The organism is Mariniphaga sp., assembly GCF_041687215.1.
Lineage (GTDB): Bacteria > Bacteroidota > Bacteroidia > Bacteroidales > Prolixibacteraceae > Mariniphaga.
Genome location: NZ_JAWLCI010000012.1, coordinates 17,916 through 33,931, shown reverse-complemented (window position 1 = coordinate 33,931; position 16,016 = coordinate 17,916). Strand labels below are relative to the sequence as shown.

General features: G+C 41.3%; 15 protein-coding genes. 2 read left to right on the top strand and 13 right to left on the bottom strand.

What is annotated here, in order from left to right:
- Window positions 1-5: 5 nt before the first annotated feature.
- The 8 genes from ACESMA_RS06750 to mtnA form a co-directional block, all read right to left on the bottom strand.
- Entirely contained in the window at window positions 6-1,064 is a 1,059-nt protein-coding gene (locus ACESMA_RS06750; RefSeq protein ID WP_372948018.1) for an efflux RND transporter periplasmic adaptor subunit, read from the bottom strand.
- Between the two features lie 21 nt (window positions 1,065-1,085).
- Entirely contained in the window at window positions 1,086-2,558 is a 1,473-nt protein-coding gene (locus ACESMA_RS06745; RefSeq protein ID WP_372948017.1) for a TolC family protein, read from the bottom strand.
- 49 nt (window positions 2,559-2,607) lie between these two features.
- Entirely contained in the window at window positions 2,608-5,940 is a 3,333-nt protein-coding gene (locus ACESMA_RS06740) for a hypothetical protein (RefSeq protein WP_372948016.1), read from the bottom strand.
- Window positions 5,941-5,969: 29 nt separating this feature from the next.
- Window positions 5,970-6,863: an ABC transporter ATP-binding protein gene (locus ACESMA_RS06735; protein WP_372948015.1), complete on the bottom strand. Its 894-nt coding sequence runs from the start codon at window positions 6,861-6,863 to the stop codon at window positions 5,970-5,972.
- A 186-nt stretch (window positions 6,864-7,049) separates the two neighbouring features.
- Window positions 7,050-7,637 carry a hypothetical protein gene (locus ACESMA_RS06730; protein ID WP_372948014.1) on the bottom strand — a complete coding sequence of 196 codons (588 nt, stop codon included), beginning with the start codon at window positions 7,635-7,637 and terminating at the stop codon, window positions 7,050-7,052.
- A 160-nt stretch (window positions 7,638-7,797) separates the two neighbouring features.
- The gene (gene pheS, locus ACESMA_RS06725) at window positions 7,798-8,817 is read right to left on the bottom strand and encodes a phenylalanine--tRNA ligase subunit alpha (RefSeq protein WP_372948013.1); all 1,020 of its coding nucleotides are present in this window, start codon (window positions 8,815-8,817) and stop codon (window positions 7,798-7,800) included.
- Between the two features lie 239 nt (window positions 8,818-9,056).
- Window positions 9,057-9,803, bottom strand: coding sequence for an S-methyl-5'-thioadenosine phosphorylase (gene mtnP, locus ACESMA_RS06720; protein ID WP_372948012.1), 747 nt, complete (start codon window positions 9,801-9,803; stop codon window positions 9,057-9,059).
- A complete protein-coding gene (mtnA, locus tag ACESMA_RS06715; protein WP_372948011.1) occupies window positions 9,800-10,906 on the bottom strand; it encodes an S-methyl-5-thioribose-1-phosphate isomerase in 1,107 nt (368 codons plus the stop codon). The genes mtnP and mtnA overlap by 4 nt, the downstream gene beginning before the upstream one ends.
- Before the next feature lie 50 nt (window positions 10,907-10,956).
- Here mtnA and ACESMA_RS06710 point away from each other — a divergent pair, with 50 nt between their 5' ends.
- Entirely contained in the window at window positions 10,957-11,580 is a 624-nt protein-coding gene (locus ACESMA_RS06710; RefSeq protein ID WP_372948010.1) for an HAD family hydrolase, read from the top strand.
- Here ACESMA_RS06710 and ACESMA_RS06705 read toward each other — a convergent pair.
- From ACESMA_RS06705 to ACESMA_RS06685, 5 genes are read right to left on the bottom strand one after another with little or no spacing between them, the layout of a single operon-like run.
- Window positions 11,577-11,828: a nucleotidyltransferase domain-containing protein gene (locus ACESMA_RS06705; RefSeq protein ID WP_372948009.1), complete on the bottom strand. Its 252-nt coding sequence runs from the start codon at window positions 11,826-11,828 to the stop codon at window positions 11,577-11,579. The genes ACESMA_RS06710 and ACESMA_RS06705 overlap by 4 nt on opposite strands.
- A gap of 26 nt (window positions 11,829-11,854) precedes the next feature.
- Complete coding sequence (locus tag ACESMA_RS06700) at window positions 11,855-12,241, bottom strand: HEPN domain-containing protein (RefSeq protein WP_372948008.1); 387 nt, start codon at window positions 12,239-12,241, stop codon at window positions 11,855-11,857.
- A gap of 23 nt (window positions 12,242-12,264) precedes the next feature.
- Entirely contained in the window at window positions 12,265-13,605 is a 1,341-nt protein-coding gene (locus ACESMA_RS06695) for a peptidylprolyl isomerase (protein ID WP_372948007.1), read from the bottom strand.
- On the bottom strand, window positions 13,598-14,410 hold the full coding sequence (locus ACESMA_RS06690) for a peptidylprolyl isomerase (RefSeq protein ID WP_372948006.1): 813 nt from the start codon (window positions 14,408-14,410) through the stop codon (window positions 13,598-13,600). The genes ACESMA_RS06695 and ACESMA_RS06690 overlap by 8 nt, the downstream gene beginning before the upstream one ends.
- A gap of 4 nt (window positions 14,411-14,414) precedes the next feature.
- The gene (locus ACESMA_RS06685) at window positions 14,415-15,239 is read right to left on the bottom strand and encodes a peptidylprolyl isomerase (RefSeq protein ID WP_372948005.1); all 825 of its coding nucleotides are present in this window, start codon (window positions 15,237-15,239) and stop codon (window positions 14,415-14,417) included.
- A 124-nt stretch (window positions 15,240-15,363) separates the two neighbouring features.
- Here ACESMA_RS06685 and ACESMA_RS06680 point away from each other — a divergent pair, with 124 nt between their 5' ends.
- Window positions 15,364-15,897, top strand: a complete 534-nt coding sequence (locus ACESMA_RS06680) for a GNAT family N-acetyltransferase (RefSeq protein WP_372948004.1) — start codon at window positions 15,364-15,366, stop codon at window positions 15,895-15,897.
- Window positions 15,898-16,016 lie beyond the last annotated feature (119 nt).

Genomic DNA, 16,016 nt, shown 5'->3' with positions numbered 1-16,016 from the left:
GTTTCCTAACGGATAATTCGAACTTTGGAATTGTCGCGAAGCGTTTCAAAGCCTTTAATAATTAACCTGTCGTTTACTGCCAGTCCTTCGGTTACTTCCACAAAATTCTGGTTTTCGAGTCCGGTGGTTATGCGGCGATCGTCGGCGGCACTGTTCCTGCCAACAATAAATACATACTTGCCCCGTCCTCCGGAAAGAATAACATCTTTGGGAATTACGATGGTGCTGTCTTTCCTGGCAGTAATAATATCAGCCTTTACAAACATCCCCGGGCGTAACATCAGTTCAGGATTTGAAATTTCAATTTTGCCTGAAAACGTTCTTGTTTCGGTGCTAATTGCCGGTGAAAGTTCTGTTACTTTTCCCCTGAGTGTATCTTCGGGAAGTGTATAATTAGTTACCAAAACTTCCTGTCCCAGTTTCAGTTCTTCAATATTTTTTTCGGGCAGGTTAATATTCATGTACATTTGGTTGTAGCTCATCAGGGTAACCATGGGCGAACCTTGTGCCACCCGCACACCTCTGGTGTAATAGGGTAATTCAACAATTACGCCTGAAAAAGGAGCTTTTACACTCATTTTGGCCATTTGAATTTGTGCATTTTCGTAATTGTATTGCGCATTGGTTTTCGAAACTTCCGAATTGCGCAGTTCACGAAGGGTAACGCCGCCTTTTTCATATAACGACTTTTGTTTTTCATATTCCTGCTCCGAAATTTCCAGATTCAGTTTAACGGCATCCATGGCCAGGTTGTTAACGTATTCTTCGTTTTCGAACCTAATAATGGTTTGCCCTTTATTTACCCTGTCTCCCGGTTTAAAAGTCCTTCCGGTTGCCGGATTGTTTTGCAGGTAATAGTCACCGGCCATTTCAGAATTCAGAGCCACTTCTGCTGTGGCATTTACCGTACCGGTGGTACTTATAAATTGTTCGATGCTCTGAAGGCGGATATCTTCAACAGAAACCGGAACAGCCAGTTCGCTGCTCTCTGACTGGGTTTGCTGGTTACAAGCAGCAGCTAAAGCAACCAGAATAATAAGCGGGAAGAATTTAATATTTTTCATTTTTAAACTGTTTTTTCTGAATTAGTTGTTTTGATTTAAATATAAGTCTGCAGGAATGATGGGTTCATTGTTTTCGAAATCGAAAAGACTCTGTATTTTCAGGTTGAGCAATTCAATTTTGTAGTTTATAAGCGCCTGTGCATAAGCAATTTTACGCTCCGAAAGCTGGGCCTGGTAAAGATTCAAATCCATACCGGTGAGGTCGCCGTTTTCGTACCGTTCCAGGTTAATTTCGTATGTCAGTTCTGCATTGGTCTGGCTTTGTTCGGCAATGGCAATCTGGTTAAGTTGGTTTTGTAAATTGCGAAATGCCTGCCTGATTCCAATGATTATCTGATTCTGCTCTTCGGTGTAATTGAGTTTCTGCGATTCAATGGCTGCCTCCTGGGCGGCAATTCGCGCTTTTTTCTCACCCCAGTCGAAAAGCGGAACATTAAAACTGATACCAACTGAAGGACTGTTGGTTGGTGCATCAAAAATCTGGTCGAGATTCCGGTTATCGCCCGAAATACCCAAACGCAGGTTTACATCGCCTCTGAATTCGTTTAACGATTTTGTGCGGATGAGGTCGAATTGGCTCGACTCAATATCTATTTCCCTTTGGCGAAGTTCCATTCGCGACTCCAGACCGGTTTCAATGGCTTTTTCCAAATCAACCGGAACCGGGTTGGCCGAAACATCGGCAAGAATGGAGAAGTCTGTATAAAGGTCCATTCCCAGATAAAGTTTAAGCTGGTCTTTTGCATTTTCAAATGCCACCTCCCTGTCCTGAAGCGAGGAATTTGAAGTAGCCAGGTTGAGTTCGGCCTGGTACAATTCTTCCATGGCGGCCAGGCCGGCATCCACTTTATTTTTTATGATTTCGTAGCTTTTTTGGGTATTGGATAATTCTTCTTTGGCAATGTTCAGGTTCATCTGGGTCATATATACATTGTAAAAGAATTGGGTTACATTCCTTTCCATGTTTAGTCGCTGCATAACATACCCGATGTTGGCGTTTTCGAAATTCAGTTCAAGTTCTTTTAACTCCAGTTTTTGCCGGTTGTAGGTAAATAATGGCTGATTATAATTTAGGTACAGGTTGTTGAAAAATACCTGACTTTCAATATCAGACGCATCAGAATAGCTGCTTTGCCAACCGAACTGATTGGTAAGTGAAATAGTTCCATCGGTGAGCAGAATGGGTTGTTCTACCCTGAAGAGGGCATTGGTTTCAAAATTTTCGTTGGTGTACCATTGCGAAACCCTGTTGTCGAACCGGCGGTTCCGGCTGAAATTAACGGGAGAAACGTCGAGCGAAAAACGCGATTTAAGCGCTGCCCGCTGAGCTTCCAGGTTTTTCTGAAACCGCTCGAGATTTAACAACGATTGTTGCAAATCGGGGCTGCTGGTTTCAGCAATTTGAAAAGCCATGTCGAGAGTAAGAATTTCCTGAGCCTTAATTCCTGAAACGGAAAAAAGAAAAAGCGAAAGTAAAAAAAATATTTTTCGCATTTGGTTTAATTTTTTAAACGACTTCATATTTCTGTTTTTTCAATTTTACTTACAATTTTACAAGGCGCACGGCATCGGCAAAAACCATTCGCGATTCTGATTTATTGGTTAACTCAACAAGAGCAGTATCGGGTGCAAAGTAATACGAACCCAAATGGTTCCAGCCTTCTTCGGCACTTTGAATGGCCAAAGATTGTTCCTCAGTACCTTCATCGCTGTATATAAAAAACTGGTATTCACCACTATCGTCATTTCCTCCACGACCAAATCTGCGGGGTTTATATAAATGGTAATACACATCGTAATAACCGGCTTCCTCAATAAGTACATGCCATTTTGCCTTCATAGAACCGTCGCCTGCTTTAATGTAATGTGCAGAACGAACGTATTCGCCAAAAAAGTCAGAATTGGTACTTGCTGTCCAGTTTGCCGGAGGACGCCAGTAGTTCAATCCCGAATATTTTTGAGCGTCTTCGGTATCTTTTGCCAGCCATTTTTCAAGCAGGCTAATGTCTTCTGTTTGGGTAATTTCAAACTGCGGATCCTCATTGTCAACAATATATTCTCCGGGCAGTTGTTTTCGCACCGGGGTGTCAGAAATGGTTTCACCGTCTTGCGGAACGGCCCGTGGGTCTTCTTCCACATCGCGAAATCCTTCCATAATTACCTGCGGAATATTTTGTGATGTCATGGTGTTTATCATTACCATCCTCGGGTCGGCATCAAACATGTAATTTACATCTTTTGTCTGGTGCGGGTCCAGATACACCAGTTTGTTAATCATATCATCAGAGCCGCCGCCTCCTCCAAAACCTCTGCCGGGGCCACCTCCACCCCCCATTCTGAATGAAAGTTTAACAATTCCCTCTGTATCAGAAAAGTTTGTTATTTTCACCGAAACCTTGGTTTGCATCCGGTCGCCGGTTTTTACTTTTACCGCTTCAATTGGAGAAAATAAAAAGCCGGGAAGTGTTTTGGCCTTAAACCACTCATCCATCATTGGAATTAGTTGAACCCCAAATTTTTCGTTGATGATTTGGTCGAATTGCTCAAAATCGATGTTTTGAAAGCGGAATTCCATGAGCACTTCGCGCAGAAAATCTTCAAATTCTTCTTGTCCGGCTTTCCACTGTACCATGGAAAAAAGTACTTCACCTTTTAATTTAATTACATTGTCAATTATTTTTTTCTGCCTCGGATCGGCAAGAATTTCTTCGAAGGTGCTGTCCTGAAGGGCAATGTTTGCCAGTTCGTCGTCGCTCATTCCCTGCATGTTGCGCATCCAGCCAGAGCGCATGTCTGCCGACTGGCTTTTGAGGTAAGCCTCGAAAATGCGGTTGGTAATGGGCCACTGGTCTGAAATAATATTATTCTGGAAGTTGTAAAACATAGCAAAAATGAAATAAGGATTAGGTATTTCCTGTACCGTAAAATTGCCCCTGTTTCGCTGAAAGTCGGCTGACTGCTGTTCCGTAAAAATTCTCATAAAATCGTAAAGCAGACGAATTTCCTTGTCCTTTTCGGTCATGTTATTATCCCCACGCCTTCCCCAGCGTTCCATTCTTTTTTTTGAACCTTCAAAATCGGCTTCACGCAGCATAAAACCTTTTTCAGGAATTAAAACCTGCTCGGGCTGAATAAACTCCTGCCTGCCCGACCAAATGCGTTCGTATGTTTTAAACTGGGCCGGTACTTCCACCAAAAAGAAGCGGTCAAACGCATAGTCCAAATTGTAAGACCGTTCAAAGTCGCCCATTCTTTCGTTTACCAACTGGGCCAGTGTATCCTTTGTTTCCGGGAATGCCTCGGTGAAATAATCGTGTCCCTTTATATGCCAGATTCCGTATTCCAGACTGTCGGTCTGAATGTTTTTCTTTTCGTAATTTCCAATGGCCAGTGATATTTGTGTTAGCGGAACAGTATTGATAAACACGAATTGTCCTTCAGAAACTTTGGTCATTTCACCCTGTGAAACCGGTTGAAGGCCTGGCTGGGTTTTTACTTCCAGACTGAAGTTTATAAATTCCGGGTGGTTCCAGCTAACATCTTCGGTGCTGTATGTTACTCCTGTTCTGGGGTACCAGTTTGCTTCCGGTGTAAGCAGTATATATTGCGGCGTTAAAAAAGCATACCTTTTATCCACGTTCAACACAAATTTTCCATACTTTTCTGTACGTTCTTCTTCCGGAATATCGAGGTAGCAAAGTGTTTCATTTATTCCCCCTGAATAGGAAATTTCAATTTCTGCTTCCTGACCGGGCTGCAAGGTAATATTTTCGCTGATTATGAGGTGATTTTTACGTTCAAAGGGCGTTTCTTGTCCGTTGAGTTTAAAACTTTGTACGGCTAATCCGTTATTTAAACTGAAAATGAGTTTGTTTAGGGGTACATTTTTTTTGTTTTTAACCGTTAATTTTGAAACGGATTCAATGCTGTTGCCTTTGTGAATTAGAACGATAGAGTTGGAAATAGTTGCAGGCAGCGATTCCTTTACGAAAGAGTTGTTTAAGGCAATGGCCTCATCACGTAATGTTGCATTTGTTTTAAACTGGTTAATGTGTTGCCAGGCAAAATAACCACCTGCCACAAAAAATAAAATGGCAAAAATTAGTGAGAACCAAGTCATGGATTCCGATTGGGGTAGTCGTTTTAACAGGAAGATAGTCATAAATATAAAGCTGATTCCCAGCGAAAAATAGATTCCGCGGTGAACAAGCACTTTTTCCATGTTTCCCATTCCGGCAATGTCTGAAATTAACATGGGAATGTTAAAAGCCATGTAATCGAAAATGTAATAAAACCTGTCTTCGAGTAAAAACAAGGTGATACCGATATAACCCAAAATAAGCACAAAAGTAATGGCCTGGTTACGGATAACACTCATCAGCAAAAACGAAAGTCCCATAATAAAAACCAGCGTTGGCACACTGATAAGTACCAGGTAAATACCGTAAGATTCCCAGTTTATGGAGGTTTGTTGCGAAAGCATGTTGAAAATAAGAGCCATTAAAACTACGGCAATATTCAGGAACAAAAACACCTGAAGGTTTCCCCAGGTTTTGCCAATAACATATTCGCCATTGGTCATCGAACGCATATAAATTACCTCGGTGGTATCGAGTTTTTTGTCGCGCTTTAAAAAATCGGAAGCCAGAAAAACAGCGATAATAGCTTGGGCCACATTTAAAATGAGCAGGTTGAAATAGGGAATTGCAGCCGGAATACTCCGAATTGCCCATCCCTGGTCTCCGCCTCCTTCTATTATCATACCAAAGTTTAACGCAAAAAGAACCAGCAATGACAATATACCAAAAATGCGGAAAAACCAGCTTCTGAGCAGTGTTTTACGCTCATATTTGGCAATGGAGAATATGTTGTGCAATGAGATCATCTTTTTGTTATTTTATATAATTAAGAATTTGTCCACTGGTTCAAATTGTTTTCCATATAATGTACGTAAGCATGTTCAAGATTAGGTTCAATTTGTTTCCCGTAATACCCGTTAATTTCCGGGGCAACTACCTGAACCTCCCATCCTCCTTCGGTAGGAATGGTGGAAATAACCGGATATTTCTCGTTGATTTCAAGGTATTCGGCTTCAGTAGCTTCAATTAGCCACACATTTCCTTTGGCTTTTTTTACTAAATCTTCGGGTGATCCGGCAAATGCAAGTTCTCCTTTGTTTAACAATGCCATGTTGTGACAGGTGCTGGAAATGTCTCCAACAATATGTGTCGATAAAATTATAATAACGTCGCGTGTACTTAAATTGGAAAGCAGATTGCGGAACCGGATACGTTCTTCCGGATCGAGACCCGTGGTTGGCTCATCCACAATAATAATTTTAGGATTGTTAATTAAAGCCTGCGCAATTCCCAGTCTGCGTTTCATTCCACCCGAGAGTTTGTTGGCGTTGCGGTCGCGTGCTTCATAAAGTCCCACTTCTTCCAACATTTGGTCAACGGCAGTTTTTCTTGCGGCACCGTTTTTCATTCCGGCCAATCTTGCGGCATAATCTAAAAACTCATACGTTTTCAATTTCGAAAAAAAACTGAAATCTTGCGGGAGGTAACCAAGCATGGCCCGAATTTCGCGCCGGTTTTTAGCTAAATCGAGATCATTTACCATAACCTTTCCGCTTGAAGGTTTCATCAGAGTAACCAAAATCCGCATCAGAGTTGATTTGCCGGCTCCGTTAGGTCCCAGCAATCCAAACATACCGTTGGGAATTTCAAGATTCAGGTTTTTTATGGCATAATTCCCGTTGCGGTAAACTTTGTTCAGCTTCTCAATTTTTATTTGCACGATTTTTCCTCCAGATAATTAAAACACTGATTTGGACTTGAACGCTGCGAAATAGTTTAAATGAAGACAAGTAAATTTTAATTTTAGTGGATAGGTATAAAATTAAGGATTAAAATTACCGCCGGTAAAAATGAAAAAAGGCCCCGGAAAACCGGAGCCCTGATCGCGTTCAATATTTCACTCTTCTTATTTTTGAACGGTAAACTGAAATTCGTTGCTGTTATTGGTTAAAACAACTTCATAAGTTCCTTTTTCAAGTTTTGAGAAATCAAGCGCTTTCTGAATACACATTTCTTTTCCCAGTTTTTTGCCTGTAACATATTGTCCGTCACGGTAAATATTCAGGAATACATTTTTTTGTGAATTGTTCAGATAAGAAATCTGAAGGGTGTTGTTTTCGAATTTGTAGTACGGACTAAACATCCTGATTTCTTCACCAACCTTTAGATTCTTTCCGTTCGAAATCGTAACTAACCTGTCGAGGTTACAATTGCCGTGTTTCAGGTTCACATGGTAATTGCCATCATCCAAATCTTGTAAATCTAAAACCAACTTGTAGCTTTGTGCCGGTTCTTCCGATTTTTTGTAGAAAATGGTTTCACCCCGCTGGTTTTTTAATGTTAGCTCAAAATTCGCCGGCGACATGGTTTCAAATGCTACCAGAGCTTTTTCATTTTGTACCGGAATTACATTCATGGTGGGGAGTTGGGTGGCAAATACTGTTGCTGCAACAAATACTGCCATTGCTGTTAAAACTAAATTTTTTGTTTTCATGACTCAATTGTTTTTGTTTTCATTGTAACATTAAGACATTCAAAATTGCTAATTGGTTACATTAAATAAGAGCAATATCGATGAAAACAAGAATTCAGGGGGTAAAAGGATACAATTCAGCGACAAACGACAAAAATGTCGTTTATTCCAAAATTATTCTCTAAATAGCTGATTCAAACTGCTTTAAAAAACGTATATCGTTTTCAAAAAAATGCCGGATATCTTTTATGCCGTAACGCAACATGGCAATGCGCTCGATGCCCATTCCAAAAGCGAATCCGGTATATTTTTGACTGTCGATGTTGCAGGCTTCCAACACGTTGGGGTCAACCATACCGCAGCCCAGAATTTCGAGCCAGCCGGTGTATTTGCACACATTGCAACCTTTGCCGCCGCATATCGAGCAACTTACATCCATTTCGGCGCTGGGTTCGGTAAACGGGAAATAGCTGGGGCGCAGCCTGATTTGTGTTTCTTCTCCAAACAACTCTTTGGCAAAATAAAGCAGAGTTTGTTTCAGATCGGCAAACGAAACATTTTCGTCCACATACAAACCTTCCACCTGGTGGAAAATGCAGTGCGACCGGGCCGAAATGGCTTCATTACGGAAAACCCGACCGGGGAAAATGGCACGAATGGGCGGCTGGGTGTGTTCCATCACACGAATTTGTACACTGGAGGTGTGGGTTCGCAACAATACGTCGGGGTCTTTTTCAATAAAAAAAGTATCCTGCATATCGCGTGCCGGGTGTTCGGGCGGAAAATTCAACGCTGAAAATACGTGCCAGTCGTCTTCTATTTCAGGGCCTTCGGCAACGGTAAATCCAAGCCTGCCAAATATATTAATGATTTCATTTTTCACCAGCGAAAGTGGATGACGGGTTCCCAGTTTTAACGGTTCACCGGGACGGGTAAGGTCTGTGCCGGTATTTTCAGAACCGGTTGATTCGAAGGAATCGCGCAGGCTGTTGATTTTTTCCAGGGCAAAGTTTTTTAAGTCATTCAGAGCTTTGCCAACTGCTTTTTTCTCTTCGTTGGGTACATTTTTAAAATCGGCAAAAAGTTGATTTACACTTCCTTTTTTACTGATGTATTTTATACGCAACACTTCCACCTCGTCCATCGACGAAGCCGTTGCCTGTTCTATTTCCTGCTGCAAAGCACTGATTTTATCCAACATGGCGATTCAATCTTTAAATGATGGTGCAAAGATAATGATTCAAATAAAAAAGCGGCACCTTTTGAAAGATGCCGCCGGGAATTAAAACGCCAACAAAGCTTGATGGCTGAATTTATATAGTACTAACTGAACGGTCTTACATTTCTGTTTTTCTGGCTTTAAGACAACAGGATTTTTTTAGCAAAGAATATGCCAAATTATTTTAATCCATTATGTCTTTCAGCACGTTGTGGTGAAAATTACTGGAAACCAGCGATGGTTTGTTGTAACAGGAGGATAACATTTTTTACATTCTGGCTGAAGACTTTCAGCACTTCTTCCCAGGTAACCGGCTCTTCGTCGGTTTTCCAGCAATCGTAGTCGGTGCTAAGGACAATGGCTGCATAAGGGATTTGCAGTTCGTTGGCGAGAATACATTCGGGTGCAACTGACATGTTAATAACATCGGCGCTCCAAAGCCGGAACATGTTCGATTCGGCACGGGTTGAAAAACGTGGCCCTTCAATGGTAATTACCGTCCCCCGGTGGTGAAACGGAAGGTTTAATTTTCCGGCAGTATCAATCAGCCTTTGTCTCAACCCTGCATCGAAAGGGTCAGCCATTGGAATGTGCATCAGATTACCATCCTCAAATTTTTCATGAAAAGTAACTTCGCGGTGGCGCGTAAAGTCGATGAATTGATCGAGGATAACCAAATCGCCCCTCCTGATTTCCTCCCGCAAACTGCCGCAAGCTGTGGTAGCCAGAATGTGGGTGCATCCCAACTCGCGAATGGCCCATATGTTAGCCCGGTTATTTACCTGCGATGGTGGAATTTCATGGTTTCTGCCGTGTCGTGAAAGAATCGCCACATCAATTCCTTCAATCTGACCTGTTTTAAAAGTTGAGGAAGGATTTCCAAAAGGGGTTTCCACTTTTTTCTCTTCCGCATTTTTAAGTATGTCGGGGTTTTCGAGACCCGAACCGCCGATGATTGCTACTTTCATTTTCTGTTCTTTTCAGGAAAAAGTTTTAAAATGCTCTCTTTATTTGCTTTGCAAATTCCCCGTTCGGTAATCAAACCGGTTACCAATCTTGCCGGAGTGACATCGAAACCGTAATTGGCAGCCGGACTGTTTTCGGGGATCAACCTCACCTGTTGGATGGCATTTCCGTCCCAACCTTCCATTTGGGCAACTTCACTTGCATCTCTTTCTTCGATGGGAATTTCAACAATTCCATCTTCCATTTGCCAATCGAATGTGGAGGATGGAAGCGCTACATAAAACGGAACACCGTTATCTTTTGCCGCCAGCGCTTTCAGGTAAGTGCCAATTTTATTAGCCACATCGCCGGTAAACGTAGTGCGGTCGCTGCCCACAATCACCAAATCAACCATCCCGTGTTGCATGAGGTGCCCGCCGGTGTTATCGGCAATTACGGTGTGCGGAACTCCTTCCTGTCCAAGTTCAAATGCCGTTAACCGGGCGCCTTGGTTTCGGGGGCGGGTTTCATCCACCCAAACATGTACCGGAATACCTTTGTGATGGGCTTTGTAAACGGGTGCCGTTGCTGTTCCCCAGTCGATACAGGCCAGCCAGCCGGCATTGCAATGCGTTAAAATATTTACGGGTTTTTTATTCTTTCGATAAATTTCTTCGATAATATTCAATCCGAATTCCCCGATTTTTTCGCTGAAACTGATTTCACGGAATTTCAGTTCTTCAACTTTTGCCAGGGCAATTTTTTGCAGATTTGAATTCGGGAGATTTTGGAGCATAAATTCCAGCATCACATCCACGGCATAAGCCAGATTTACTGCGGTTGGACGGGATGATTTCAAAAAATCAGCCTTTTCATGGAGATAGTTTTTCAGATTGTCGCCTCGAAATTCAAACAAAGCCAGGTACATTCCGTAAGCAGCAGTTACACCGATGAGTGGCGCTCCGCGGACGGCCATGTTTCGAATGGCATGGAAACAATCTTCGGGCGTTTTTAGATCGAGAATTTCGAACACGAATGGCAGTTTTCGCTGGTCGATGACCTGCACAACCGATGGATTTTTTTCACTCAGCCAAATGGTATGATATGGTTTGCTGTTAATTCGCATGGAAATAAAAGCAAAAATAATATTTATATTCGTTGGCTTAAAATAAAAAGATGAAGCCAAATCTCACAAATATCAAAAACATTGTTTTCGACCTGGGAAATGTTTTGCTTAACCTCGATTTTGATGCGTCAATTCAGGCGTTCAGAAATCTTGGGTTGAATTCGGAAGTGGTCAATCGCCAGCAGGCTTATGTCGATCCTGTTTTTTATGAATTGGAGGTAGGGAAAGCAACGCCTGAAGCGTTCAGAAAACAAGTTCGTCGGATTTTGAAAAACCCGGAGGCTACCGATCAGCAAATTGATGATGCCTGGTGTGCGATGATACGCGATATTCCGGCCAAACGTGTGGAAATGCTAAAAATGCTTGCCAAAAATTACGATGTTTATTTGTTCAGCAATACGAATGCAATCCACATTAAACGACTGCACAGTGAATTTCGTGATATGTACGGAATTGAATTTCCTTCTCTTTTTGTGAAAGATTTTTACTCGCACGAAATTCACGAACGCAAACCCGATTTGGCATCTTATCAGAAAGTGATTGAGCTTTCCGGAATAATTCCGGAAGAAACATTATTTGTAGATGACCTGGAGAAAAATATTTCAGGTGCTGTGAAAGCAGGGTTAAAAACTTTCTGGTTGAAAGATGAGATGGAAGTTGCGGAAGTATTTTAAATCTCAATACCGGTATTCATAATTTCCGAAAGGAATCCGCTTTCATCTTTTCCTTTTTCAAAAATAACCGGTTCTATCCGCTCGTCAATTTGCCTGCGTAATTTCCAAAACAATGGGGTGTCTGCAAAATAATCCTCGTTGAGTTTTTTCACAACGATTGCTACGTCAATATCACTGTCTTCTGAATTTGTGCCTTTTGCAAACGATCCAAAAAGTATCAGTTTGTCCAGTTCAAAATAACCGGACAAAAGTGTTTTATATTGAACTAGTTTATTTATAACATCTCTTTTATCCATTGTCTGAATAAATCTGTTTTAGATATAATTTCGAAACATCTTTCCTGAGTCAAACTTTTAAAAAGCCTTTCTTTATATGTTGGGTAACGTGATTCAATATTAAGAGGTTCAAGAAGATCTATTGTATCTTTAAATTCCTCAGATAAAAATTCCATTATCCCTGACTTTTTCGAAAGATATAACAGACTGTGCACAAAAGGTGGTGTTTCATTTTTTGTTTTTGTAAAATATGCTTTTAGTAATTTTTCCACGGTCTGATGGCACATAAAACCAACATAAAGATACCTGCCAGTTTCGAGCATTGCCTTTGCAGTTTCAAAGTCATAATCTGACAGTTCAACCCAATATTCAATCTTATTTTTCAAAATTTTCTTTTAAAGTTAAGGAATTATTTCAAGATCCTGACTTTTTTTAATCTGATATCCTCTATAGGCCTCCATTGGCGGTCGGTTTCTACCTGAACGATCCGATCTGCCACTTCCATTCCTGAAATCACTTCACCAAAAATCGTATATGTTCCGTCGAGATGTGGAGCGCCGCCAATGGTTTTGTATGCCTGCCTTTGTTCTGCGGTAAATTTATAATCGTTTTCTTCTTCAATGTCGTCCAGTTCCTTGTCGAAATATTTTCGGCCTGTTACAATGTAAAACTGCGAACCGTCAGCCCGCCGGCGCTGGTTTTGGGTGTCGGGTTTCCGGGGCGAACCAATCATTCCTCGTTTGTGAAAGAGTCCGGGAACAATATGAGCAGGTAAAGTGTAACCCGGGCCTTTCCATCCAACCATATCGCCTTCTTCGGCATAACGTGTATCGGCAGCGCCTGTTTGAATGCCAAAACTGGAAATCACCCGGTGAATGAGCAGACTGTCGTAATAGTTTTCTTTTACCAGTTTTATAAAGTTATCCCGGTATTCAGGCGTTTCGTTGAAAAGCCGGATGGTAATGTTTCCCATTTCCGTTTCGAGCACCAATCCTTTTATTTTCCGGTTTTCAGCCGATACAGCTTCGCTGGCAGCCGAACGAAGGGACTCAAGCGATTTGGCCGGTTCATTCTGTTTTTCAAGCAACCGGGAAATGTATTCAGACGGAATGGCAAAACTTTGCAATTCGTAACTCACCACATCGGCAAAGGCAATTCCAATGGCTTTTTTGTTCGAAACAAAAACTGGTGTTCCAAAAGTATTGTTTCGTATCCGGTTGGAAATGCGGTATAGTTTTGAACCCTGAACAGTGGTTTGATTTAGTAACTGTCCGGTAAAAAGTTGCAGGGTTTTTCCGGGCGTTGCTGAAATATACATTGTTTTGGCCGTGTTGGGAGCAGTCCCCGAAAACAGTTCCACCGGATTTCGTTTCACATTTTCTGTTTTCAGCAAAATAATGTCGTTTATGCGGTCAACAGCAATAAATTGGTTACAGGTGTATTTTTCATCTGTATCCATTGGCGAAAATATAACATTATCGGCCTGGCTAACCATGGTGTAGCGTGTAACAATAATGTCTTGTGCTACAAAAACTCCCTGGCCCGATTCCAGAATCCGGTTTCCGTCAAACGAGTCGAAAGTTACCACTGCCGGCATAATGTTTTCCCAACCCGTTTCTTCGGTTTGGATTTCAGCTTCCTGCTTTTGAGGCTCCTCATCGGTTTTTTCTTCCCTCTTTTCCTTGTTTTTACAGGAAAAAAGGATCATCGGAAAAAGGATTAAAAGGACAAAAATTCTCATATCAGTCATCCAATACAGTTACAGTTATTATAACATCCGTAAACGGGCGATCGTTCCCATCCGTTTTAAGAGCAGCAATTTTGTCGATGGTTTCAAAGCCTGAAATACATTCACCAAAAATAGTGTATTTCCCATCTAAATCGGGGTAGCCGCCAATGGTGGTGTATGCTTCCCGTTGTTCTTCAGAAAATTCCAAAACATCCGTTTGCAGGTTGTATTCGGTTTCTATTTGATTGCGCACCCGATCTGCAATCTGGCGGAATTCGTCCACCATTTTTTCTTCTTTCAGCATTTGCAATTCAGAGCGGATTTCATCTGTCAGGTATTTATTTACAATTTTGTTGCGTATAGGCCGGTTAACTGCAAGTTCCATGGTATCCAGTTGACCTGAACTGTAAACACTACCTTTTACAATAAAAAACTGCGAAATATCCGATTGTTGCCAGGGATTCACTTCGTCGGGCTGGCGAGGTGCGCAAAGTGCTCCTTTTTTATGAAAATAGTGTGAAAGAATTTCATCGTCAACGGTGTGGTCGGGGTCGCCGTAGCCAATTCGTTTTCCGGGAGGAGCATTTTTCGAGCTTTTTGAGCCACCCTGAATCAAAAAATCCTGAATTACCCGATAGAACAGGGTTTCATTGTAATATCCTTCCCTGGTCAGTTGCAAAAAAGCATTGCGGTGTTTGGGCGTATCGTCATATAGCATAAAAGTCATATCGCCAAGGTTAGTCGAAATGCGCACTTTTTTCGACTGAGCTGACGTGTTCAATATAAAAAAAAGGACAGGGATGCCTGTTAAAACAATTCGAAGCATTCTGTTATTTTATCAGTTCAATTTCCATTTTCACATCTTGTACCGGCCTGTTGTTTTTGTCGGTTTCCATGGCGGCAATTTTATCTACAACATCCATGCCTTCTGTTACTTCACCAAAAACCGTGTAGTCTCCATCAAGCGACGGATAACCACCTATGGTCGTGTAAATTTCGCGTTGCTCATCAGAAAATTTGAATCCTATTCCACGGGCTTCAATCAGGTTATCAACCTGTTCCCTGATTTCTGCAACTTTCTGATTAAATCTATCCCTGTCATTATTCATTCTGAATTGCTCAATATCATCCTGGGCAGCAGTTAATTGCTCTCGCATCATTTCGTTGATAAGTTGCTGGTTCTTTGCCATTTCGAGGGTATCGAGCGCACCCTCAGAAAAAGTTTTTCCCTGCACAATGTAAAATTGCGATGAGCTGGATCTTTTTTCCGGATTGGATGGCCCGCCGCGTCTTGCAGCAGCAACAGCACCTCGTTTGTGGAAGTATTCAGGAAGAATTTCTGCAGGCAGGGTGTAATCAAGGGATCCTCCGCCTAACATTTTTCCCGGTTCGGCATTCTTCGAATCCGGATCACCCCCCTGAATCATAAAGTTCTGTATTACCCGGTGAAATAATAACCCGTCATAAAAACCTTCACCTACAAGCTTTTCAATGTTTTTTCTGTGTTCTGTTGTTTTGTCGTACAATTTAATTTTTATGTTGCCGTACCCGGTTTTAACAACAATTTGGGCTTCTTCTTTTTGCGGTTGAGCGTTTCCGCACGAAAAAACTCCAATTAAAATAAAAACAAATACGAATAATCCCCAGTTTCTCATAGATTTCAATTTTTGTAATAACTGACAATAAAAATTTGCGTAAATATAACAAGTTGAAAAAAACATTACACTCTTTGTAACCATTCCTGTTATTAAAAGTCAGATACAGCAAAGCCACAAAATAATGGATTACATTCAGATTAATTCGAAACTAAGACTTGAAACCATAAAGCTAAATATGGCAGATGTAATATTTGAGGCCATTGATAGCAATCGGGAGTACCTTAATAAATGGCTTCCGTTTATTGAAGAAACTCAGCAGGTGGCTCAAACCGAAGAATTTATAAAAGGAATTGATTCGCAGCATGGCAAAAAAAGAGATGAAGTATTTACCATTTGGTATAATCAGGATTTTGCCGGACTCATCGGATTTAAAGACACCGATTGGATAAACCATAAAACTGAACTGGGCTATTGGTTAACCGAAAAAATGCAGGGAAAAGGAATAGTTACCACCTGTGTAAAAGAACTGATAAAAATCGCCTTTAAAAAATTGGGGATGAACCGTATTCAAATTAAGGTTGCCACCGGAAATGAAAAAAGTGCTGAAATTCCAAAACGATTGGGGTTTCATTTTGAAGGAATAGAACGGAAGGGGGAGTTTCATCATGGCAAATACCTTGATTTGCAGGTTTACAGTTTTTTAAAATCAGATTAACTCTCCTAAATGTTCCTGAAGATGGATTATTTGGTTGTAAGTGAAATGGTTAAATGTTTCTTTAAAGTTAATATGTGTTAAGATGAATTTGATATTCAAAGAATCTTCATATATTTGAC